At 63.2% G+C, this 20,483-nt stretch carries 22 protein-coding genes and 1 pseudogene; 14 read left to right on the forward strand and 9 right to left on the reverse strand.

Annotated features, from left to right (window positions below; translation table 11 throughout):
- The first annotated feature begins 174 nt into the window (after nt 1–174).
- Complete coding sequence (locus FJ417_RS02490; protein ID WP_140704316.1) at nt 175–1,239, forward strand: glycosyltransferase family 1 protein; 1,065 nt, start codon at nt 175–177, stop codon at nt 1,237–1,239.
- Here the strand turns inward: FJ417_RS02490 and FJ417_RS02495 are convergent.
- The 3 genes from FJ417_RS02495 to FJ417_RS02505 all read right to left on the reverse strand — a co-directional run bounded on the left by FJ417_RS02495 (nt 1,231) and on the right by FJ417_RS02505 (nt 2,725).
- Nucleotides 1,231–1,590: a tRNA-binding protein gene (locus FJ417_RS02495; RefSeq protein WP_140782354.1), complete on the reverse strand. Its 360-nt coding sequence runs from the start codon at nt 1,588–1,590 to the stop codon at nt 1,231–1,233. The two genes, FJ417_RS02490 and FJ417_RS02495, sit on opposite strands and share 9 nt — an antisense overlap.
- An 18-nt stretch (nt 1,591–1,608) precedes the next feature.
- Nucleotides 1,609–2,109, reverse strand: a complete 501-nt coding sequence (locus FJ417_RS02500) for a YbjN domain-containing protein (RefSeq protein WP_040989643.1) — start codon at nt 2,107–2,109, stop codon at nt 1,609–1,611.
- 313 nt (nt 2,110–2,422) lie between these two features.
- On the reverse strand, nt 2,423–2,725 hold the full coding sequence (locus tag FJ417_RS02505) for an accessory factor UbiK family protein (RefSeq protein ID WP_140647557.1): 303 nt from the start codon (nt 2,723–2,725) through the stop codon (nt 2,423–2,425).
- A gap of 209 nt (nt 2,726–2,934) precedes the next feature.
- On the opposite strand from FJ417_RS02505, the gene FJ417_RS02510 reads away from it, so the two are divergent.
- The 7 genes from FJ417_RS02510 (at nt 2,935) to FJ417_RS02540 (ending at nt 9,018) form a co-directional block, all read left to right on the forward strand.
- Nucleotides 2,935–3,174: a BrnA antitoxin family protein gene (locus FJ417_RS02510; protein ID WP_140782355.1), complete on the forward strand. Its 240-nt coding sequence runs from the start codon at nt 2,935–2,937 to the stop codon at nt 3,172–3,174.
- A gap of 105 nt (nt 3,175–3,279) precedes the next feature.
- The gene (gene lgt, locus FJ417_RS02515) at nt 3,280–4,134 is read left to right on the forward strand and encodes a prolipoprotein diacylglyceryl transferase (RefSeq protein ID WP_140782356.1); all 855 of its coding nucleotides are present in this window, start codon (nt 3,280–3,282) and stop codon (nt 4,132–4,134) included.
- Nucleotides 4,131–5,198, forward strand: coding sequence for a class I SAM-dependent methyltransferase (locus FJ417_RS02520; protein WP_140782357.1), 1,068 nt, complete (start codon nt 4,131–4,133; stop codon nt 5,196–5,198). Before lgt ends, FJ417_RS02520 begins: the two co-directional genes overlap by 4 nt.
- Before the next feature lie 88 nt (nt 5,199–5,286).
- A complete protein-coding gene (gene pgeF / locus FJ417_RS02525) occupies nt 5,287–6,075 on the forward strand; it encodes a peptidoglycan editing factor PgeF (protein ID WP_140782358.1) in 789 nt (262 codons plus the stop codon).
- Nucleotides 6,075–7,226, forward strand: coding sequence for a Xaa-Pro peptidase family protein (locus FJ417_RS02530; RefSeq protein ID WP_140653371.1), 1,152 nt, complete (start codon nt 6,075–6,077; stop codon nt 7,224–7,226). The genes pgeF and FJ417_RS02530 overlap by 1 nt, the downstream gene beginning before the upstream one ends.
- A gap of 55 nt (nt 7,227–7,281) precedes the next feature.
- Nucleotides 7,282–7,908, forward strand: coding sequence for a hypothetical protein (locus tag FJ417_RS02535; protein WP_140782359.1), 627 nt, complete (start codon nt 7,282–7,284; stop codon nt 7,906–7,908).
- A gap of 174 nt (nt 7,909–8,082) precedes the next feature.
- On the forward strand, nt 8,083–9,018 hold the full coding sequence (locus FJ417_RS02540) for a ribose-phosphate pyrophosphokinase (RefSeq protein ID WP_126059768.1): 936 nt from the start codon (nt 8,083–8,085) through the stop codon (nt 9,016–9,018).
- On the opposite strand, the gene FJ417_RS02545 is transcribed toward FJ417_RS02540, so the two are convergent.
- Together FJ417_RS02545 and FJ417_RS02550 are read right to left on the reverse strand one after the other, a co-directional pair.
- Nucleotides 9,015–9,584 carry a dihydrofolate reductase family protein gene (locus FJ417_RS02545; protein ID WP_140782432.1) on the reverse strand — a complete coding sequence of 190 codons (570 nt, stop codon included), beginning with the start codon at nt 9,582–9,584 and terminating at the stop codon, nt 9,015–9,017. The two genes, FJ417_RS02540 and FJ417_RS02545, sit on opposite strands and share 4 nt — an antisense overlap.
- A 125-nt stretch (nt 9,585–9,709) precedes the next feature.
- The gene (locus tag FJ417_RS02550; RefSeq protein WP_140782360.1) at nt 9,710–10,579 is read right to left on the reverse strand and encodes a helix-turn-helix transcriptional regulator; all 870 of its coding nucleotides are present in this window, start codon (nt 10,577–10,579) and stop codon (nt 9,710–9,712) included.
- 164 nt (nt 10,580–10,743) lie between these two features.
- Here FJ417_RS02550 and FJ417_RS02555 point away from each other — a divergent pair, with 164 nt between their 5' ends.
- Nucleotides 10,744–11,973: an MFS transporter gene (locus FJ417_RS02555; protein WP_181166801.1), complete on the forward strand. Its 1,230-nt coding sequence runs from the start codon at nt 10,744–10,746 to the stop codon at nt 11,971–11,973.
- A gap of 150 nt (nt 11,974–12,123) precedes the next feature.
- On the opposite strand, the gene FJ417_RS02560 is transcribed toward FJ417_RS02555, so the two are convergent.
- Nucleotides 12,124–13,503 (reverse strand): glycosyltransferase, encoded by a 1,380-nt coding sequence (locus FJ417_RS02560; protein ID WP_140782361.1) that lies wholly within the window; start codon nt 13,501–13,503, stop codon nt 12,124–12,126.
- Nucleotides 13,504–13,616: 113 nt separating this feature from the next.
- Here FJ417_RS02560 and FJ417_RS02565 point away from each other — a divergent pair, with 113 nt between their 5' ends.
- The gene (locus FJ417_RS02565) at nt 13,617–14,534 is read left to right on the forward strand and encodes a hypothetical protein (protein WP_246687384.1); all 918 of its coding nucleotides are present in this window, start codon (nt 13,617–13,619) and stop codon (nt 14,532–14,534) included.
- Nucleotides 14,535–14,723: 189 nt separating this feature from the next.
- Here the strand turns inward: FJ417_RS02565 and FJ417_RS02570 are convergent, their stop codons facing one another.
- Nucleotides 14,724–15,581: an alpha/beta hydrolase gene (locus FJ417_RS02570; protein WP_140782362.1), complete on the reverse strand. Its 858-nt coding sequence runs from the start codon at nt 15,579–15,581 to the stop codon at nt 14,724–14,726.
- Nucleotides 15,582–15,729: 148 nt separating this feature from the next.
- Here FJ417_RS02570 and FJ417_RS02575 point away from each other — a divergent pair, with 148 nt between their 5' ends.
- The gene (locus FJ417_RS02575; RefSeq protein WP_140645769.1) at nt 15,730–16,173 is read left to right on the forward strand and encodes a MarR family transcriptional regulator; all 444 of its coding nucleotides are present in this window, start codon (nt 15,730–15,732) and stop codon (nt 16,171–16,173) included.
- A gap of 78 nt (nt 16,174–16,251) precedes the next feature.
- On the opposite strand, the pseudogene FJ417_RS02580 reads toward FJ417_RS02575, so the two are convergent.
- A pseudogene (locus FJ417_RS02580) lies at nt 16,252–16,896 on the reverse strand (glutathione S-transferase family protein).
- A gap of 347 nt (nt 16,897–17,243) precedes the next feature.
- Here FJ417_RS02580 and FJ417_RS02585 point away from each other — a divergent pair.
- Together FJ417_RS02585 and pth are read left to right on the forward strand one after the other, a co-directional pair.
- Complete coding sequence (locus tag FJ417_RS02585; RefSeq protein ID WP_140782363.1) at nt 17,244–17,888, forward strand: 50S ribosomal protein L25/general stress protein Ctc; 645 nt, start codon at nt 17,244–17,246, stop codon at nt 17,886–17,888.
- Between the two features lie 110 nt (nt 17,889–17,998).
- Complete coding sequence (pth, locus tag FJ417_RS02590) at nt 17,999–18,721, forward strand: aminoacyl-tRNA hydrolase (protein ID WP_140645766.1); 723 nt, start codon at nt 17,999–18,001, stop codon at nt 18,719–18,721.
- Between the two features lie 149 nt (nt 18,722–18,870).
- Here the strand turns inward: pth and FJ417_RS02595 are convergent, their stop codons facing one another.
- Nucleotides 18,871–19,152, reverse strand: coding sequence for a hypothetical protein (locus FJ417_RS02595; RefSeq protein ID WP_140645765.1), 282 nt, complete (start codon nt 19,150–19,152; stop codon nt 18,871–18,873).
- 218 nt (nt 19,153–19,370) lie between these two features.
- Here FJ417_RS02595 and ychF point away from each other — a divergent pair, with 218 nt between their 5' ends.
- Nucleotides 19,371–20,474 carry a redox-regulated ATPase YchF gene (gene ychF, locus FJ417_RS02600; RefSeq protein WP_140653357.1) on the forward strand — a complete coding sequence of 368 codons (1,104 nt, stop codon included), beginning with the start codon at nt 19,371–19,373 and terminating at the stop codon, nt 20,472–20,474.
- Nucleotides 20,475–20,483 lie beyond the last annotated feature (9 nt).

Raw genomic sequence — 20,483 nt, forward strand, 5'->3', positions numbered from 1 at the left:
GCGCATGAAGCGCGCGACCTTCGTTGATTCGGCCCTGCCGCCCCGCTTCGATCCCGTGCCCGCCCGGGTGCGCTGGAGCGAGGCGCGAGCTGCTGCCTGGCTGCCGTTCCGGCACCACGCCGGCGCGACCAGGAACTATCGCGGCAAAGGACCGTCATGCGCATCGGGATCGCCATGCGGATCCTGATGGTCACCGACGCATGGCGGCCCCAGATCAATGGCGTGGTGCACACGCTGGAACGTCTCACCGAGGCGCTGAAACCTTTCGACGTCGAGCTCGATTTCCTGACGCCGAACCTCTTTCACACCTTGCCGATGCCGACCTATCCCGACATCCGGCTCGCATTGACGACGCCTGGCCATGTCGCGCGTATGATCGACGCCGCCAAGGCCGACCACATCCACATCGTCACCGAAGGTCCGCTCGGCATCATGGCGCGCCGCCATTGCCGAAGGATTGGCCGCCCCTTCACCACCAGCTACCACACACGCTTTCCCGAATATCTCAGCGCCCGCCTGCCGGTGCCGGAGAGCTGGGCCTACAATTGGCTGCGCGACTTCCACAATTCGGGACAGGGCACGCTCGTCGCGACGCAATCGCTGGCGGACGATCTCGCTGCGCGTGGCTTCAACAAGCTGAGGCCCTGGACACGCGGCGTCGACACAGACCATTTCCGGCCCGACAAGCGCAAGGAAACCGGCTTCCCCCGCCCGGTTTTCCTGTGCGTCGGCCGCGTCGCGATCGAAAAGAACCTGGCCGCCTTCCTCGATCTCGATTTGCCCGGCAGCAAGGTTATCGTCGGCGAAGGACCGGAGCTGGCAAAGCTCAAGGCGCGCTATCCCAAAGCGAATTTCCTCGGCCACCGCCCGAACGACGAGCTGGCCGAGATCTATGCGTCGGCCGACGTCTTCGTCTTCCCGAGCCGCACCGACACCTTCGGCAACGTCATCATCGAGGCGCTGGCCAGCGGAACGCCCGTCGCCGCCTATCCAGTGACCGGACCAATCGACATTGTCGGCGATGGCGTCGGGGGGGCCGTATCGAACGATCTGGGCGAGGCGGCGATGAAGGCGCTTCACGTCAATCGCGCCGAAGCACGCCAGCGCGCGATGCGCTACAGCTGGCAGGCCTGCGCCGAAATGTTCCTCGACGTGGTCAACGAAGCGCTGGGAATGCCAAGCAAGCGCGCCGATCAGGATCAGCTGGCTCCAGGTAGCCCCAGGCTCGTCCTAGAATAAGCGCCCGCCGTCCGGCACCTTGCGTTCGATGGCGCCGAGCACGACTGCGCCTTCTTCATCGGGAAAGCCGAGCGTCAGCACCTCCGACATGAACGGGCCGATCTGGCGCGGCGGGAAATTGACCACCGCGAAGACCTGGCGGCCGATCAGCGTTTCCGGTGCGTAGTATTTGGTGATTTGCGCCGACGACTTCTTCACCCCGATCGCCGGACCGAAATCGATCTTCAGCTTGATCGCCGGCTTGCGCGCCTCCGGAAACGGCTCGGCCTCGACGATCGTGCCGGCACGGATGTCGATACGGTCGAAATCGGCAAAGCTGATCTCGGACTTGCGCCCGCTGCTGGAATTCATCGGCGATATCGGCCTGGCTCAGGCGTTTCCATGGGTCTCGAAGAGCACGCTGGATAGCGCGTCCTTGGCCGATGTACCCGACCAGACGACGAACTGGAAGGCCTGGAAATAGCATTCGCATGCCTCTAACGCCGACGACAGAAGCACCTCGACCTGCTGGCTCGAGGGCTCGACCCCACCGGCAAGCAGCAGCGACTGCCGGAACATGATAGCGCCTTCCTGTTCCCACAGATCGAAATGACCGAACAGCATCTGTTCGTTGATCAGCGACAACAGCCGCATCACTTCCAGCGCGCGCGTTTCCGGCACCTTGATGTCGAAGGCGCAGGCCAGATGCAGCGCCTCGAAATCTTCCATCCAGGAAAAGGAGACGTGGTAGTCGGTCCAGCTGCCGGCCACCGAAATCGAAATCTCGTCGTCGCCGGCACGCTCGAAGGACCAGTCGTTGTTGTGGGCCACCTGTTCGATGACATCCACCGGGTGGATTTCGCGGGAGAATTCGAGTTCGAGGAGTTCCATGAATGCTTCCTGTGTTCAGGGGAGCGCCGCACGCTCCGCGGGGCACACACGACGAACAATCTTGTCTAGAACTCGGACGGCCAGGACTTTCCAACGCAAAGACCCAACCGGACCCCACCGCCCGGCGCATGACCCTGCTTCGAATCATGCAACAAATTCAGTCTATTGATCGGGAGTCGCGTGAACAGCCCAATTTTTCGCACTGCGTCATCCGCATGTGGAAAGGTGGCTGTCACGGAGATTCATGCAATGCCGGTAAGCGATTCACGGCAAAGCGATTTTTCCGATCGCGCTATGTGGAAAAGTTTAACGATTATTTTTTTGCGCGGGGCTTTGCGGCACCCGTAGGTGCGGCTTGTCCGGTCAGTTCGGCAAGCTTGGCCTCGAGCGCCTCGACGCGCGTCGCCAACTGGATGTTGTCTTCCCTCGCCTTGACCGCCATCTCGCGAACGGCCTCGAACTCTTCGCGCTGCACGATATCCATGGAGTTCAGCATGCGCTCGGCCTGAGCCCGGAACGCCGTCTCCACTTCGCGACGCACGCCCTGCGCGGCACCCGCGGCATCGGTCATGATCTTTGCGAATTCATCGAGAATGCGGTTCGGTCCGGTCGACATGGCAGATCCTCGCTTTGTCGCTTTGACGTAGTGGCGAGCGCCGCGGAATGCAAGAACGTTAAGGGTTGATGCGTCCTGTGCGTTGCTATGGCGCATGGCGGTGGATTGCCTTATGCAAAGCTCCGCAAGCGCCCCAGACTATACTTGAGGGCGCCCGATCGCCTAGTGTGTTGCGTATTGCTTCAGCGCTCTTCAGTCCAGGGTAACCAATGGCAACGCCCCCACGCCGACCGACAAATCCGATGGCCGCCGCGGAAGCCGCCTTCAAGCCAGTCAAAAAAACGGCGACCCCTATTGGCGAGCCCGCCACCGCGCCAAACGTCAGAGAGCTTGTTTCGATCAGGATCGATCGAGCTGTGCTGGATCACTTCCAGGAAGATGGTCCCGGCTGGCAGGACAGGATCAACGACGCTCTAAGGCAAATTGTCGTCGGCAAGCCACCGGTTTAAGACCGCCTCTGTGACAATCAAGGCAATACCACCTTGCCTTGACCCTGCCAAAACCCTGCCGCATGGTCCGCGCCCGACAGACGACCGCAACCGGGAGACCCCAGTTTGAGCGAATATTTCCTGCTGCCGCTGGCCTCCCTGCCCTTCCCCAACATCGATCCGGTCATCGTCAAAATCGGGCCGCTCGCGGTGCACTGGTACGGCGTCGGCTATATCGTCGGCATCCTGTTCGCCTGGTGGTACGCCAAGCGCCTCGTCACCAATTCTCGCCTCTGGCCGGACGGCCGCCTGCCTATGAAGCCCGAGGACCTCGACGACTTCATCGTCTGGGCGGCGATCGGCGTCGTGCTCGGCGGACGCACCGGGTACGTGCTCTTCTACGATCTGCCGCGCTACATCGCGCATCCGCTCGACATCTTTGCGGTCTGGCAGGGCGGCATGTCGTTTCATGGCGGCCTGCTTGGCGTTATCCTCGCCATGACGCTGTTCTCGCTCAGGCGCCGCATTCCCACCTGGACATTGTTCGATGTGGTGTCGGCCGGTGTGCCGGTTGGGCTGGGCCTGGTCCGTGTCGCGAACTTCATCAATTCGGAGCTTTGGGGCCGGCCGTCAGACGTGCCTTGGGCGATTGAATTCCCCAATGGCGGCCCGTTCACCCGCCACCCCAGCCAGCTCTACGAGGCGCTGCTCGAAGGGCTCGTGCTTTTCCTGGTGCTGCGCTTCCTCACCCATTCGCGCCTCAAGCTGAAAACGCCGCGCTTCGTCGGCGGCGCCTTTATCTGCGGCTACGGCCTGTCGCGCATCTTCGTCGAGTTCTTCCGCGAGCCCGACCAACAGCTCGGCTACCTGCTCGGCACCGGCTGGCTGACCATGGGCATGATCTTGTCCACGCCGATGGTGCTCGCCGGCATCTGGGCCATGGTCACCGCAAAGCCGACGACACAACCGCGGACGGCATGACCCGGCTGAAGGAGCGCATCAAAGACCTGATCGGCGCGACGGGGCCGATCCCGGTCAGCGAATATATGGCGCTCTGCCTGTTCGATCCCGACGCCGGTTACTACACGACGCGCGAACCCTTCGGCGCCGCCGGCGACTTCATCACCGCGCCCGAGATCAGCCAGATGTTCGGCGAGCTCGTCGCGGTCTGGCTCTACCAGGCCTGGCAAGGTGCCGGCCGGCCGTTGCCCGCGACCTTCGCCGAGATCGGTCCCGGCCGCGGCACCTTGATGAAGGACATGCTGCGCACCTGGTCGCGGCTCGACCCGGCACTTATAGGCAAGGCCTCGTTTGCCCTCATCGAGACCAGCCCGCGCCTTGTCGAAATCCAAAGAGAGACGCTTGCCGGCCAAGACGCAAAGCTGGACTGGCATCAGACCATCGACACGCTGCCGCGGCAGCCGCTGTTCATCGTCGGCAACGAACTCTTCGACGCAGTGCCGATCCGGCAGTTCGTGCATGTCGGCGAAAGCTGGCGCGAGCGCGTGGTCGGCTTCGACGACAATGACGAGCTGCGCTTCTTTGCCGGCGCGGGCTCGCTCGACTCCACGCTGTTGCCCGAAGATGCCTCCAACGCGCCCGAAGGCGCGATCGCCGAAGTGGCGCCGGCCCGTGTAGCACTGATGTCGGCGATCGCGGCGCGCATCGCTGCCCAGGGCGGCGCGGGCCTCTTTATCGACTACGGCCATTTGCAGCCTGGCATCGGCGACACCTTGCAGGCCTTGCGCCGGCATCGGCGTGAAGACGTGCTGGCCGGCCCCGGCGAGGCCGATCTCACATCGCATGTCGATTTCGCCGCCCTTGCGACAGCGGTCCATCCTTATGGGCTTCGTGTCGAGATGACGACACAGGGAGAATTCCTGCTTGGCATGGGTTTGATCGAGCGCGCCGGCGCGCTCGGTGCGAACGCTGATGAGCAAGCCCGTCAAGCCATCTCCGACGCGGTCGAACGCTTGGCCGGCCCCGAGGCGATGGGCGAGCTTTTCAAGGTTATGAAGATCCTGCCGGCGACGAGAGCGGCTTGAGCCGGCGAGCGCGTCCTACCGCCTGGTCCTGCTTGTCGTCCGAACTTCGCCTTGACGAAACCGCCTTGCACGGACGACAAACCCAACCATGCTGAATCAGACCAGACCAGATCCAGTACGCTCGCCGCTGCTTGAAAAGGCGCAAGGCATGCGCCACGGCTATTTCACCCGCATCGGCGGCGTCTCCGACGGCATCTATCGGGGGCTCAACATCGGCACGGGCTCCAGCGACGATCAGACACTGGTCGCCGAGAACCGGCGACGCGTTGCCGACTGGATGGGCGTGCCGGCCGATCACCTGTTGACAGCGCACCAGGTCCACTCGCCGGATGTCATTGTGGCCAGGGAACCCTTCGCGGGCCCTCGCCCGAAGGCCGATGCCATCGTCACCGACCGTCCGGGCATCGCCATCGGCGCCTCGACCGCCGATTGCGGGCCGGTTCTCTTCGCCGATACCGACGCGCGCATCATCGGTGCCGCCCATGCGGGTTGGAAGGGCGCCTTCACCGGCGTGCTCGAGAACACCATCCTTGCCATGGAATATCTCGGCGCCCGCCGCGAGCGCATCGTCGCCGTGCTCGGTCCTTCCATCGGCCCCGACAATTACGAAGTCGGTCCGGAATTCGTCGCCCGCTTCGTCGAGGCTGATGCCGACAACCACCGCTATTTCGGGCCATCGAAGACCGCCGGCCACTCGATGTTCGACCTCAACCAATATACGGTCGACCGGCTGCGCAAGGCCGGCGTGACCGCCGAGGGCCTTGGCCGCTGCACTTACGCGGAAGAAGACCTTTTCTATTCCTACCGACGCACCACCCACCGCAAGGAAGCGGATTACGGGCGGCAGGTCTCGGCAATCGTTTTGGAGAAAGAGTAATGGCGCTGCATTTCGAACGATCGGAATTCGACGCGCGGCGCGACCGGCTGCTGATCGAGATGGCCGAAAAGAAGCTCGACGCCGTGCTGTTGTTCGCACAGGAGAGCATGTACTGGCTGACCGGCTACGACACGTTCGGCTTCTGCTTCTTCCAGTGCCTGGTGGTGAAGGCCGACGGTTCGATGGTGCTGCTCACCCGTTCGGCCGATCTCAGGCAGGCGCGCCATACCTCGACCATCGAGAACATCGTGCTGTGGACCGATCGTCAGGGCGCCAATCCGGCGATCGACCTGCGCAACCTGCTCAACGACCTCGATCTGCTCGGTGCCCGCATCGGCGTCGAATACGACACCCACGGCCTGACCGCCTACAACGGCCGCCGCCTCGACGAGCAATTGCAGACCTTCGGCCAGATCGCCGATGCTTCCGGCATCGTCGGCCGCCTGCGCCTGTTCAAGAGCCCGGCCGAAATCGCCAAGGCGGAAAAGGCGGCCAATCTTTCCGACGACGCGCTGGACGCCGCCCTGCCCCTGATCAAGCAAGGCGGCGACGAAGGGCTCATCCTTGCCGCCATGCAGGGCGCGGTCTTTGCCGGCGGCGGCGACTATCCCGCCAACGAGTACATCATCGGCTCCGGCGCCGATGCCTTGCTCTGCCGCTACAAGGCCGGTCGCCGCAAGCTTACCAAGAACGACCAGCTGACGCTCGAATGGGCCGGCGTCTTCCACCACTATCATGCCCCCATGATGCGCACCGTGCTGACCGGCAAGGTGTCGAAACGTCACCAGGAATTGTTCGACGCTTCCCGTGCCGCCCTGCTCGCGGTCGAAAAAGCGATGACGCCGGGCAACACGTTCGGCGATGTCTTCGACGCGCATGCCCGCACGCTCGAAGCGCACAATCTGACCAAGCATCGGCTGAATGCCTGCGGCTATTCGGTCGGCGCCCGCTTCACGCCGTCCTGGATGGACATGCCGATGTTCTACCAGGGCAACACGGAACCGATCGCGCCCAATATGACGCTGTTCGCGCATATGATCATCATGGACTCCGAGACCGAGAGCGCAATGACGCTTGGCCGCACTTACCTCACCACGGAATCGGCGCCGAAGCCGCTGTCGCGCCATGATCTCGACTTGATCGTGCAGTGAATCCATAATGGTTGGTTCACGCGGGGGCGTTCGCCAGTAGGGAGCTTTCAGGCAAATGAGACGATCGCGGGTGACGACCGTGTCATTGCTTGCGGCGCTGGCGCTTGGCGCCTGCACCAACGCCAAGGACGTATTGGAGCCTTCGGCCATCACCCCGCAGGCGAGTTCGGCCCAGTCTTTGCCTGCCCCGCAGGGCTCATCGACAACGGCCACGTCTCCGACCACGACCGCACCCGCCCCTTCGCCCGCGCCTTCCACCGCAGTGTCACCCGCGACACGCGCAACGCCAGCACAAACCGCCGCCCTCGCCAGGACGCGGCTGCAGGTGGCGCCGATCGTCGGCGCATCGGTAGAGGCCGCGGCGCCCTTGACGGCGGAACTGCAGGCCCGTGCCCGGCAGCGCGGCCTGACGCTTGTCGGCAGCACGGACCAGACGGCCACGCATGTGCTGAAAGGCTATTTTTCGACGATGTCCGAGGGCAAGGACACGACCGTCATCTATGTCTGGGACATTTACGACCCCTCGGGCAATCGCCTGCACCGCATCAATGGCCAGCAGAAGGCCCCTGCGGCCGGCAGCGGCGAAGGCTGGCCCACGGTGGCGCCCGCGACCATGCAGGCCATCGCCGACCAGACAATCGACCAGTTCGCCGCCTGGCTCGGCGGCGGCGGCGCCGGTTGACCGAACTGTTGCCGGCCAAACTGTTGCCGGCTTGCGATGTTTTCCGTGTTTGTTGCAGTCGCCGGAAGGATTCCCGACAACGAGGCTTGCAATACCGGCCCGGCCCGCTAAAAGCCCGCATAAAAGGCTCATGAGAGTCTCTCCGGCCTCTCCATCCTTCACCAGGAACGGTGCATGAAGCTTTTCGCGGGCAATTCCAACCGGGTGCTGGCCGAAGCGGTCGCTCGCTATCTCAACATCCCGCTTGGGAAGGCCAGCGTCAGGCGCTTCGCCGATCAGGAAATCTTCGTCGAGATCCAGGAAAACGTGCGCGGCGAGGATGTCTTCATCCTGCAGTCGACCTCTTATCCGACCAACGACCATCTGATGGAACTGCTCATCATGATGGACGCCTTCATGCGCTCCTCGGCACGACGCATCACGGCGGTCATCCCCTATTTCGGCTATGCGCGGCAGGACCGCCGCGCCTCCGGCCGCACGCCGATCTCGGCCAAGCTGGTCGCCAACATGATCACCCGCGCCGGCGCCGACCGCGTGCTGACGCTCGATTTGCATGCCGGCCAGATCCAGGGTTTCTTCGATATCCCGACCGACAATCTATTCTCGGTGCCGGTGATGGCCCGCGACGTGAAAGCTAAGTACAAACAGCTCGGCAACGTCGTCGTCGTGTCGCCCGACATCGGCGGCGTGGTGCGGGCGCGCGCGCTGGCCAAGCGTTTCGACGCGCAGCTCGCCATCGTCGACAAACGCCGCGAGCGCCCTGGCGAATCGGAAGTCATGAACATCATCGGCGCCGTCGCCGGCAAGGACTGCCTGCTGATCGACGACATCGTCGATTCCGGCGGCACGCTTTGCAACGCGGCCGACGCGCTGCTCGCCAATGGCGCGACCTCCGTCACCGCCTACATCACCCATGGCGTGCTCTCCGGCGGCGCCGTTGCCCGCATCGCCGGATCGAAGCTGCAGGAATTGGTGATCACCGATTCCATCCAGCCGACGCAGGGCGTGCTCGACGCGCCGAACATCCGTGTCATTTCGATCGCCGACCTGATGGGCGAAGCGATCTCGCGCACGGCCACGGAAGAATCGGTGTCGAGCCTGTTCGATTAATCAGAACTGGTCGCCGCGGGCGCATAGCGCAGCAGCGTCACCCCTTGCGCAAGGCGCTCCGTGCCGAGCGGCTTCAACGCCAGCGACAGGCCGGACCGGAAATATGGCTTGCCGCCGCCCAGCACGACCGGATGCACGTAAAGCCGGTACTCGTCGATCAGGCCGGCACGCGCAAAATACCCGGCAAGCTCGGCGCCAGCGACGGAAATCTCGCCATCCGTATCCGCCTTGAGGGTCCTTGCCACCACCTCCGCATCACCCTTTACCAGACGGGCATTCGGTCCGACCTCCTGAAGCGTGGTCGAAAACACGACCTTCGGCGTCTCTCGCCAGGCGCGGGCAAAATCCCGCTCGACGTCTTCAGCGGCGATCTCGCGCTCCGGGCTGTCCCAGAAACGCATGGTTTCATACATCCTGCGCCCGCAAAGCGCGATGGATGTCCGTCGCATCTCGTCGTTGAAATGCCGATGCAATTCTTCCTTGGGAACCGGCAGGTCGATGTCTCCGCTCGGCCCGGCGATGTAGCCATCCAGCGATGTCAGCATGGCATAGACGATCGTCGCCACTAGGCTTCCTCCGATTTTTGCCTCCAGCAAAAAGAGCACAACTGATTGCAATTCGCAATCAGTATTTGGAAAATAGAACCTGTGCTGAGAACGGGCGAACCGGCTCAATACCGCCGGCGCTGCTTTCACGCGGCGATCGGACCGCCTGTTCGGCGCGGGTTTTCACCGGCATCGCGCGCGCCGCGCATATAGCCGCGCGGCGAAGCGCCGAGCATGCGCTTGAACATGGTGATGAAGGCCGGCACGCTGTCATAGCCGAGATCGAGCGCCACTCTGGTGATCGGCTCGCCGTCGGCAAGCCTCGGCAGCGCCGCGAACAGGCAGGCCTGCTGGCGCCAGGTCGACAGCGACAGCCCGGTCTGGCGATGGAAGGCGCGGGTGAAGGAGCGCCGGCTCATGCCCGCGGCATCCGCCCATTCGTCGATAGTCGCATGCGGCGAAGGGGCTGCCACGAAGCGCCGGCAAAGCGCCGCGAGCTTCGGATCGGACGGGAAAGGCAGGCCGAGCGGCCGTTCCGGCAGGCTCGGGATCTCGTGCAGCAGAAGTCCCATGACGAGCGCGGCGCGCCCTTCGAGCTCGCCGCCCTGGGGCAGCTTCTCCGATTCGACGATCAGGCTGTGCATCAGCTCGGTGATGCCGACCACGCGCAAGCCTTCCGGCAGGCCGGCAATGGCGTCCGGCATCACATAGACCGAGCGCATCGAGACGTCGCCCAGCATCTCGACGGAATGCTCGGTGCCGGCCGGTATCCACATCGCATGGTCGGGCGGCACCATCCAGCGTCCGTGCCTGGTCGTCACCAGGACCACGCCAACCAGCGCGTGCAGCAGCTGGCTGCGGCTGTGGCGGTGCTGCGGCACGCGATAGCCGTCCGGATATTCCGTCGGCAGCGCGACCGCCGGCCCGACGGCCTGTTCCAGCCATTGCCAGCGGCTTTCATGCAGCCGGCCGAGCTCGGCGGCGTCGCCTCTGAATATCTCCCGGCTATTCGGCATCGGATGTGGCCCACTTGCGAAACTATTGGACCAAACCACGAAAGAAGTCGCTTGGCAACAGGCCTATAAGGCCGCCTGCGGTTCGCCGCCTAGAGCATGATCCCGAAAAGTGGGAACCGGTTTTCGGACAAGATCATGCTCCAACAAGACTACGGAGCATTGCCTTGACTGATACGACCGCCACCTCCGTCGCCGCACCGGCGCCGGCAAGCAACATCTCGGCGCAGGCGACGGCCTTCACCGTCATTCTTGCGGTGAGCTTCTGCCACTGCGTCAACGACATCATGCAGTCGCTGCTTTCGGCGATCTATCCGCTGCTCAAGGACAATTACGGTCTCGATTTCTGGCAGATTGGCCTTCTGACCTTCACCTTCCAGGTGACGGCCTCGCTGCTGCAGCCGGTCATCGGCATGATCACCGACAAGAAGCCGATGCCCTACTCCTTGCCCTGGGGCATGGCCTCTTCGCTGGTCGGCCTGGTGGTGCTCGCCCATGCCGGCCATTACTGGCTGCTCCTGATCGGCGCCTCGCTGATCGGCATCGGCTCGGCGATCTTCCATCCGGAATCCTCGCGCATCGCCCGCTTTGCATCTGGCGGCCGCTTCGGTCTTGCGCAATCGCTGTTCCAGGTGGGCGGCAATTTCGGCCAGGCCATGGGCCCGCTGCTCGCCGCCTTCATCGTCGTGCCGTTCGGGCAGACCAGCATCTCCTGGTTCGCCGTCGGCTCGCTGATCGGCATCGTCGTCTTGTGGCAGGTCGGCGGCTGGTACAGCCGTCTGCGCGCCTCGCTGGCCACCCGCAAGCAGGCCGCCCATGTCTCGCCCTTCGCGCGCAAGAAGGTGATGTGGGCGCTGGCCGTGCTGACGCTGCTGGTGCTGACCAAGAACGCCTATATCGCCTCGCTCTCCAGCTACTACACCTTCTACGCCATGCATAAGTTCGGCGTTTCGGTGCAGATGAGCCAAGTGATGCTGTTCCTGTTCCTCGGCGCCTCGGCGCTGGGCATCCTGCTCGGCGGTCCGTTCGGCGACCGCTATGGACAGAAGGCGATGATCTGGTTCTCGATCGTCGGCGTGCTGCCCTTCACGCTGGCGCTGCCCTACGCCAATCTGGAATGGACGATGGTGCTCACCGTGCTGATCGGCCTGATCCTGTCGTCGGCCTTCTCCAACATCGTCGTTTTCGCGCAGGAACTAGTCCCGGGGCGCGTCGGCATGATCGCCGGCATCTTCTTCGGCTTCGCCTTCGGCATGGGCGGCATCGCCGCCGCGGTGCTCGGCGTCGTCGCCGACATGAAGGGCATCGACTTCGTCTACCAGATCTGCTCGTACCTGCCCTTCCTCGGCCTGCTGACCGTGTTTCTGCCCGACATGAAGGAAGCGCGGAAGGCCTGAGCCGGCGAGATCGGCGGCCAAGCCGCCGTTCAGCCTATAATCGCCGCCGGGTTTGAGACCTTGAAGGTCCCGGATCCGGCGGCATCTCATGGCGCAGCGCTTGCATTGCCCAAAACGCAGGTTCTTTTCTCGGCGCCCTTGCGCACGAGATCAGCTCTTTCCGATCAAACCCAGGCGTTGCAGAAGGCCGCGAAGAAAGCGGCCTCGGCCATTGGCCGGGTTCGCCGTCGCCTGGCGTTGCCGCCTCGGCAGCGCTGCGAACTGCTCGGGAAGCCTCCGAAGCGTCGAAGTCCAAAGCAGCGTATCGAGCTGCGCGATATCCGCCGATTTCAGCTCCTCCGGTTCGCTTCTGAGCGCCTGCGCCAGCAGATCCCGGAAGTCATCCGGCCTGTCGGCCAGCCGGACATTCCGCCAATGCTTGAATTGCTCGTAGCCGCGCAACGCGAAAGTCGTCGCCACGACGGGCTTGCGATTGTACAGCGCTTCCGCGGTCTTGATGTTCGTGCCGCCGCCCTCAAGGATCGGAAGCATCACGACATCGGCAAGCTCGATCAGCGCGCTGAGGGCCGTGCCGTCCTGCACGCCGAGCAGCTCGATCCGTGCATTGTCGGCGCCACCGTGCCGCGGGAATCCGGGATCGTTGCGTATCTGGTCGGCAACGCCGCCGACCACCACGATCCGCTCCGAGGCTGAGAGGAAACCGAGGTCCGGACCCGTCATCTGGAGAAAACCGCGGGCGTTGGGCGGATGGCCCGAGCCGACGAACAGCGCCGTGCGCAGGCCGGCGAACCGCGACGCCCAACGATCGAGGCCGATAGGCATTTCCCGCGGCCAAATGCCGTTGGCGGCGACCACCACGCTTGGATTGAGCTTGCGGAAATAGGTTGCATCCTGCTCGCTGACGGCGACGATCAGGTCTGCCTTTGCGGCAAGATCGGGCTCGATGTCCGCCGCGCGTTGAGCACTCCAGCGGTCCATTTCCGCGCCGGCGATCATGGCCTCTTGCGCCAGCATTTCCTGTTCGACGTTGTGCGAACTGTACACGATTGAAAAGCGTGCCTCGGGCGAGCACGTTTCAACATACTCGCGCAAGGCCGGCCAAAGCCAGCACTGCTCCAGGGCGATGACATCCGGTCTGAAGCCGTCGAGAAATCTTGCGATTTCGCGGCGATAGGACTTGCTGCCTGCGATGAATTCAGCCACGGCGACATCGGAACGCCATTTGCGCCGGGCCATCTTCTTGCGAAAGCTGCGCGGCATCTCGATGAAAAGATCGCCGGCCTCCATTTCCAGCCTGGCGCCGCGGTTGGGAGTGACCACGACATGGCGTGTTTCCCATCCGCAATCCCGCAAGACCCTGTGGATGGCATTCGCCCTCAACTGACCGCCATGGACCGGCCGCCGGATCGGAAACGTTCCAAGCGAAACATACCTCATCGGATCGACGTGATGACCAAGCCGCCGGCATGAAGTGGCCGTCTCAACGTCGCAATCATTCTCTGGCCCCCAATTTAAGCGGGACACTACCATTGGACGCCCAGTCTGGACATTATGTTGGTGGATGGATGCCAGGTGCGCCCAAGATACACCTTGGCGATTGCAAAGGTGAGAGCATCAGCTCGGTCTGAAGGGGAAAGAAGCATTTGACGTCGAGCAACGGTCGAGATCCCTCCAAGTTGCGAATCCTGACGCTTCTGGCGCGCCATGGCACCGCCAGATATCCCACCGCGCTGCAGGATTTGAAGGCGATGTTTGCCGCGCAAATGCCAGACGTGGCGCACCACACGCTTGTGATCGACAATTGCCTGCCGGAAGGTCGGAGCGTCCACCTTGATCGCGAAGTCGAATTGATCGGGGGCTCCAACTCCAGCTGGGAATTCTCCGCCTGGGACAGCGGCATTGCCCACATCGGCAAACGGGTGAATGACTATGACCTGGTCCATCTCGCCACGTCTGCATTCGCCGAATACACGCCGGACCATCTCAAGCTGATCGACCAGGACGTCGTGCGACATCTGTCCGGCTTGAATGCGGTGCTCGGCCATATCGATTTCTTCAATGAGCCCGTGTCGATGTTTGGAATTCCCTCGCAGGCTTGGCTCCGCAGCTCGTTCATCCTGATGCGGCCCTGGCATTTGCAGGCGCTTGGATCGATGGTCGGCGTGACCGATGGCGCGCCGATTTTCAGCCGGAATCCGCTTTCGCCCTTCCGGGAAGACGCACCGGTCTCGCGCCCCTATAGACAGCTGTTGATTGGATGGCTTACCGGAGCCGGTACCGGGCAAGGGCCTGGATGGCACTCCCGGTTCGATCTCACGGACGAAACGCTGCCTCTTTTCGAGAGCAAGGCAAGGGCGATCCTCAACGAGCAGATGCTGACGAACCGATTGCTCGCAATCGGCAGCGCAATCGTCGATGTCACCTGGCTCGCGCGAAAGGCCAAGGCTGCAGACAGCATATCCTTGGGCGACATCCCCGATTGGCGAGCGCAACTGCGGCCGAGAGTGGGGCGCAAATTCGCGCGCCTCCTCGGTAAATCCAGTCGGGGACGACAGCCCTAGAGCATGATCCCGAAAAGTGGGAACCGGTTTTCGGAGAAAGATCATGCTCCAACAAAGAGTTAGATCGAGACGGCGATTCAGCGAAACGCCATCACGATCTAGCAGAAAGCAGCAGGCACGATTTCGAGCTTCATCCTCCCTGCAGCACCCGCCAGAGGGCGGGTGCTTTCGTGTTTCCGGCAAGCAGGCTTAGGCCTTGAAGAACGCCAGCAGGTCGGCGTTGATGACATCCGCATGGGTCGTTGCCATGCCGTGCGGGAAACCCTTGTAGACCTTGAGCTCGCCCTTCTTGAGCTGCTTGACCGAAAGCAGCGCGGAGTCCGCGATCGGGACGATCTGGTCGTCGTCTCCATGCATGACAAGCACCGGCACGTCGATCTTCTTCAGGTCCTCGGTGAAGTCGGTCTCCGAGAACGCCTTGATGCAGTCGTAATGCGCCTTGGCGCCACCCATCATGCCCTGGCGCCACCAATTGTCGACGACGCCTTCGGAAACCTGTGCGCCGGGACGGTTGAAGCCGTAGAACGGGCCGGCCGGCACGTCGTGGAAGAACTGGGCGCGGTTGGCCGCCAGCGCAGCGCGGAAACCGTCGAACACCTCGATCGGCAGGCCGCCGGGATTGGCCGGCGTCTTCAGCATGATCGGCGGCACCGCACCGATCAGCACGGCCTTGGCGACGCGTCCTCCGCCGCCATATTGCGCGACATAGCGCGCCACCTCGCCACCGCCCGTCGAATGACCGACATGGATGGCGTCCTTGAGGCCGAGATGCGCGGTGAGCGCGGCCACGTCGGCGGCATAGGTGTCCATCTCGTTGCCGGCATCGGTCTGGCTCGAACGGCCATGGCCGCGTCGATCATGGGCGACGACGCGGTAACCCTGTGCCAGGAAGAACAGCATCTGGGCGTCCCAGTCGTCGCTGCTCAACGGCCAGCCATGGTGGAAGACGACAGGCTGGCCAGTCCCCCAATCCTTGTAGAAGATCTGCGTTCCGTCCTTGGTGGTGATCGTGCCGCTGCCCGAACCCGACTTGGTCTGCGAGGTCATCTCAATCTCCTTCTATCGATGTCACGATAAACAATATCGCGATAACTATCTCGTAACGGAGGTCGGGAGCCTTGTCCATGAAATTATTTATCGCGATATCATTTTTCGTGGTATGCAATAGATGCTCAGTCGGCAAAAGGAATGCGCCGTGCCTCTCCCTTTGGACAATCAGCTCTGCTTCACGCTCTACGCCACCAGCTTGGCGATCAACCGCACCTACAAGCCCATGCTGGACGAGATGGGGATCACCTATCCGCAATATCTCGTGCTCAATGCGCTGGGAGAGACAGACGGCATGTCGGTGGGCAGCATCGCGCATCGGCTCGCCCTCGAATCGAGCACCATCACGCCGCTGGTGAAGCGAATGGAGCAGGCTGGGCTTGTCACCCGCCAGCGCAGCCAGACGGACGAGCGCCAGGTGCAGGTCGACCTGACTCCCGGCGGTCGAGCCCTGCTCGTCCAATGCAATTGCCTGAACGAGACGCTGATCGAGCGGTCAGGCATGAAACTGGCTGAACTCGATGCCTTGAACCGGCAAATCCAGGCGTTGCGCGACGCGCTGAACGGCGGCTTGGCGGTCGACGCCGTCTGAGATGTGCTGAAAAAGAGAGCGGGCGCGACCGGACAAGCTTGCGTCCCGGGCGCCTTGGACGGGCTCAGGGGATGCCGGTCACGCCTCTATCTTGACCGGCGGCAGTTGCGGCGCCTCCAGCCCCTGGAATGGGTCGCGCCAGGCGTCGATCGCCTCCAGCCGGCCGTACCAGCGCCGGATCGCCGGGTAGTCGGCGAGCGGCAATCCGGCGACGTCGTTGAAAGGCAGGAACGTCGCCATGCGGAAGTCGGCATAGGAGATTGAATTGCCGACCAGCCACTCGCGTCCCGAAACCTCGGGCTCAAGGATCGCCGCGGCTCCATGGAACTGCCTCAGCCCTTCCTCGACCAGCGCCTGGTCGATAGGACCGAGCCCATAGCGCTGCTTGGTCCCGCGCTCGAAATGCACCATATCGCAGGCGAAAGCGAACCGTTCCTTGCCCCAGCTGATCTAGCGGATCATATCCGGCTCGTCATCCCCGCCGCGCCAGAAATCCGAGCGAACCTCGCGCGAAAGCCGGCAGGCGATGGCGTCGGCCTCCCACAGGCTCCATCCCGATCCCACCAGTATGGGCAATGTCAGATTGGGGTTGAGCACGCGATGGCGTTCGGCCTGCCCCGGCGCCATGGGCGATGCGAACTCGAACGCGATCTCCGCCTTGAGATGGCGCGCCGTCGCGACCGCGAGGCGAGGATTGGGATTGCGGCTGAACAGCAGTTTCATAGTTGGTCCCCTTGGGATGGTTACATGCCGCAGGACGACTGAGATCCGCCCGATCCTACATTCGCGCAAATCGGATTTCCGGCTTATGCCTTCGGTGCTGGAACCCGCCCCGCAAGCCTTCCAGCGCAACCGCTTGCGCCTCTCGCCGCCTTCCGCTATAGAGCCGCCACCCGCGTAGACACCCTTGGAGGCAACGCGGAGGAAGGCCGGCCAGGCCTCGCATGATCCCCAGACGCATTTGGATCGCCAAACGCATCGGACAGATCGTGCAAGGCCGCGACGGCTTTCGACGTTTACGGGCGGATTTGCCGGCCGTGGACGCTCCACAACATGCGAAAGGAAGTGCCATGAGCCACGATGCTTATGAGCTGAAAGCCGAAGCGCGCGAACAGGTCGGTAAGGGGTCCGCCCGTGCAGTTCGTCGCAACGGTAAAGTGCCTGCAGTGATTTACGGCGACAAGCAGCCTCCCCTGGCGATTGCGCTGAACTACAAGGACCTCTTCTACAAGATCCACGGCGGCGGGTTCCTGACCACGATCGCCACGATCGATGTCGACGGCAAGAAGATCCAGGTCCTGCCGAAGGATTTCCAGCTCGACCCGGTCAAGGATTTTCCTGTCCATGTCGACTTCCTGCGCATCGGCAAGGACACCGAGGTCAATGTCGACGTGCCTGTCCACTTCATCAATGAAGACAAGTCGCCCGGCATCAAGCGCGGCGGCGTGCTCAACATCGTTCGTCACGAAGTCGAGTTCCACTGCCCGGCCAATGCGATCCCGGAATTCATCACCGTCGATCTCACCGGCACCGACATCGGCGATTCGATCCACATCTCGGCGGTCAAGCTGCCGGCCGGCGTCAAGCCGGTCATCTCCGATCGCGACTTCACCGTCGCGACCATTGCCGGCTCGTCGGCGATGAAGCCGGAGACGGAAGCGACCACCGAGGCGGCTGCGGAAGAGACGGTGGCTCCGGCGGCCGAAGAGAAGTAATTCTCCAGGCCGGATGATTTCATCCGGCTCTAGATCAAAGAAATAGAGCATGATGTTTTCCGAAAACCGCTTCACACTTTTCGGCATCATGCTCTAGTCCGGAGGCGGCGATGCTTGTCTTTGCAGGCCTCGGCAATCCGGGCGCGAAATACGAAAACAACCGGCACAATGTCGGCTTCATGGCGGCGGACGCGATTGCCCGCCGCCATTCCTTTTCGCCCTGGTCGCGAAAATTCCAGGGCCTGATCTGCGAAGGCACGCTCGGCGGCGAGAAGGTGCTGCTGATCAAGCCGCAGACCTTCATGAACCTCTCCGGACAGTCGGTCGGCGAAGCGATGCGCTTCTACAAGCTCGAACCGGCCGCCCTCACCGTCTTCTACGACGAGATCGACCTTGCCGCCGGCAAGCTCCGGGTCAAGGTCGGCGGCGGCTCCGGCGGCCACAACGGCATTCGTTCGCTCGACCAGCATGTCGGCAACGCCTATCGCCGGGTGCGCATCGGCGTCGGCCATCCCGGCGTCAAGGAAATGGTGCACGGCCATGTGCTCGGCGATTTCGCCAAGGCCGATCGCGAATGGCTCGACGTCCTGCTCGACGCCATCGCCGACGACGCCGGTCTGCTGGCCAAGGGCGACGACAGCTCGTTCATGAACCGCGTCACGCTGGCGCTCCGCGACAAGCTTGTGCCGACCGGCGATGACGACCGCCCGCCGCCCAAGCCGCCGAAGCAGCAAAGCCATGTCCGCCAGGCGCGCCCGCAGCAGCCGGCGGCAAAACTTCCCGAAAGCGGCCCGATGGCCGCCATGCTGAAGAAGCTGTTCGGAAAAGACTAAAGCGCGTCGCGTCGAAACGGGTTCACGCGACGCGCTGTAGGTCGTTGCTTGATGCATGTCGTTGTCGCACTTCTGCGCGACATGCATTAAATCATCGGGCCGCTCCCGATCGGATCGGCAGGAGCCGCCGATCGCGGAGACGCCTCGAACTACATGGCGCCGACGGCCATGCCCTTGGTCGTCTCGTCGATCGCATCCCTGACCAGCGCGATGGCCTTGAGACGATGACCGCCCTTGTCGGGAATGGCGACCTGAAGCTGGTTGAGCGCCGTTTCCAGGGCTGCAAGCGCCCGGCTCATATGCGGCTGGCCGGCGGCTTCGGCTTCAGTGGCGGCAAGCGCTGTCGCGCCAACGGCGACTGCGGCGCCCGCAACTCCAAGCGCCACGATGTTGCGTAGACTGTCACGACGGGACAGATTGAAATCGGCCATGTCAGAATTTCCTTTGCTCGAGACTTTGTCGTCCATGCGACCGGGCCAAGCTAGCGTCAAATTGCGACGCCCTCGCTAAACGAACCCCTGATCAAGCCGCTTGCAAACCTCGCCCAGGCACTGGCGACGCCGGCTGCCGTCTTCGAAGGGCTTGACGTTCGTCACCCCTATCGCCCATAGCCCTCACCAAAATCGAATTCCGACAGGACTGGACGAACATGGGTTTCAAATGTGGCATCGTTGGCTTGCCCAACGTCGGCAAGTCGACGCTGTTCAATGCGCTGACCAGGACGGCCGCCGCGCAGGCCGCCAACTATCCTTTCTGCACCATTGAGCCGAATACCGGCGAGGTGGCGGTGCCTGACCCGCGCTTGCAGAAGATCGCGGCGATCGGCAAGTCGAAGGAGATCATCCCGACCCGCATCTCCTTCGTCGACATCGCTGGCCTGGTGCGCGGCGCCTCGAAGGGCGAAGGGCTGGGCAACCAGTTCCTCGCCAACATTCGCGAGGTCGACGCGATCGTGCATGTGCTGCGCTGCTTCGAGGATGACGACATCACCCATGTCGAAGGCCGCATCGACCCTGTCGCCGACGCAGAGACGGTCGAGACCGAGCTGATGCTCGCGGACCTCGAAAGCCTCGAGCGCCGCATCGCCCAGATCCGCAAGCGCGCCGCAGGCAAGGACAAGGAAGCCATGGCCGTCCTGCCGATGATGGAGGCCGCGCTCGAATTGCTGCAGGCCGGCAAGCCGACGCGCGTCCTGCTCAACGGCATCGCGGCGGAGGACCTGCGCATCCTGCAGGGGCTGAACCTGCTCACCTCGCATCCCGTTCTCTATGTCTGCAACGTCTCCGAGGCGGACGCCGCCACCGGCAACGAGCACACCAGGGCGGTGGAGAAGATGGCGGCCGCGCAAGGCGCCGGCACGGTGGTGATCTCGGCGGCGATCGAGGCGGAAGTCGCCCAGCTTTCCGACGAGGAGGAAATGGAGTTCCTTGCCTCGATCGGCCTCGACGAGCCCGGCCTCAACAAGGTGATCCGCGCCGGCTACGAGCTCCTGCATCTGATCACCTATTTCACCGTCGGACCGAAGGAGACGCGCGCCTGGACGATCCACAAGGGCGATAAGGCGCCGCAGGCGGCCGGCGTCATCCACACCGACTTCGAACGCGGCTTCATCCGCGCCCAGACGATCGCCTACAACGACTTCGTCACGCTGGGCGGCGAAGTAGCCGCCAAGGAAGCCGGCAAGGCGCGCGACGAAGGCAAGGAATATGTCGTCCAGGACGGCGACATCATGCTGTTCAAGTTCAACACCTGACCTCCAGGG

Origin of the sequence: Mesorhizobium sp. B3-1-7 (assembly GCF_006439385.1) — a bacterium.
Classification (GTDB): Bacteria; Pseudomonadota; Alphaproteobacteria; order Rhizobiales; family Rhizobiaceae; genus Mesorhizobium.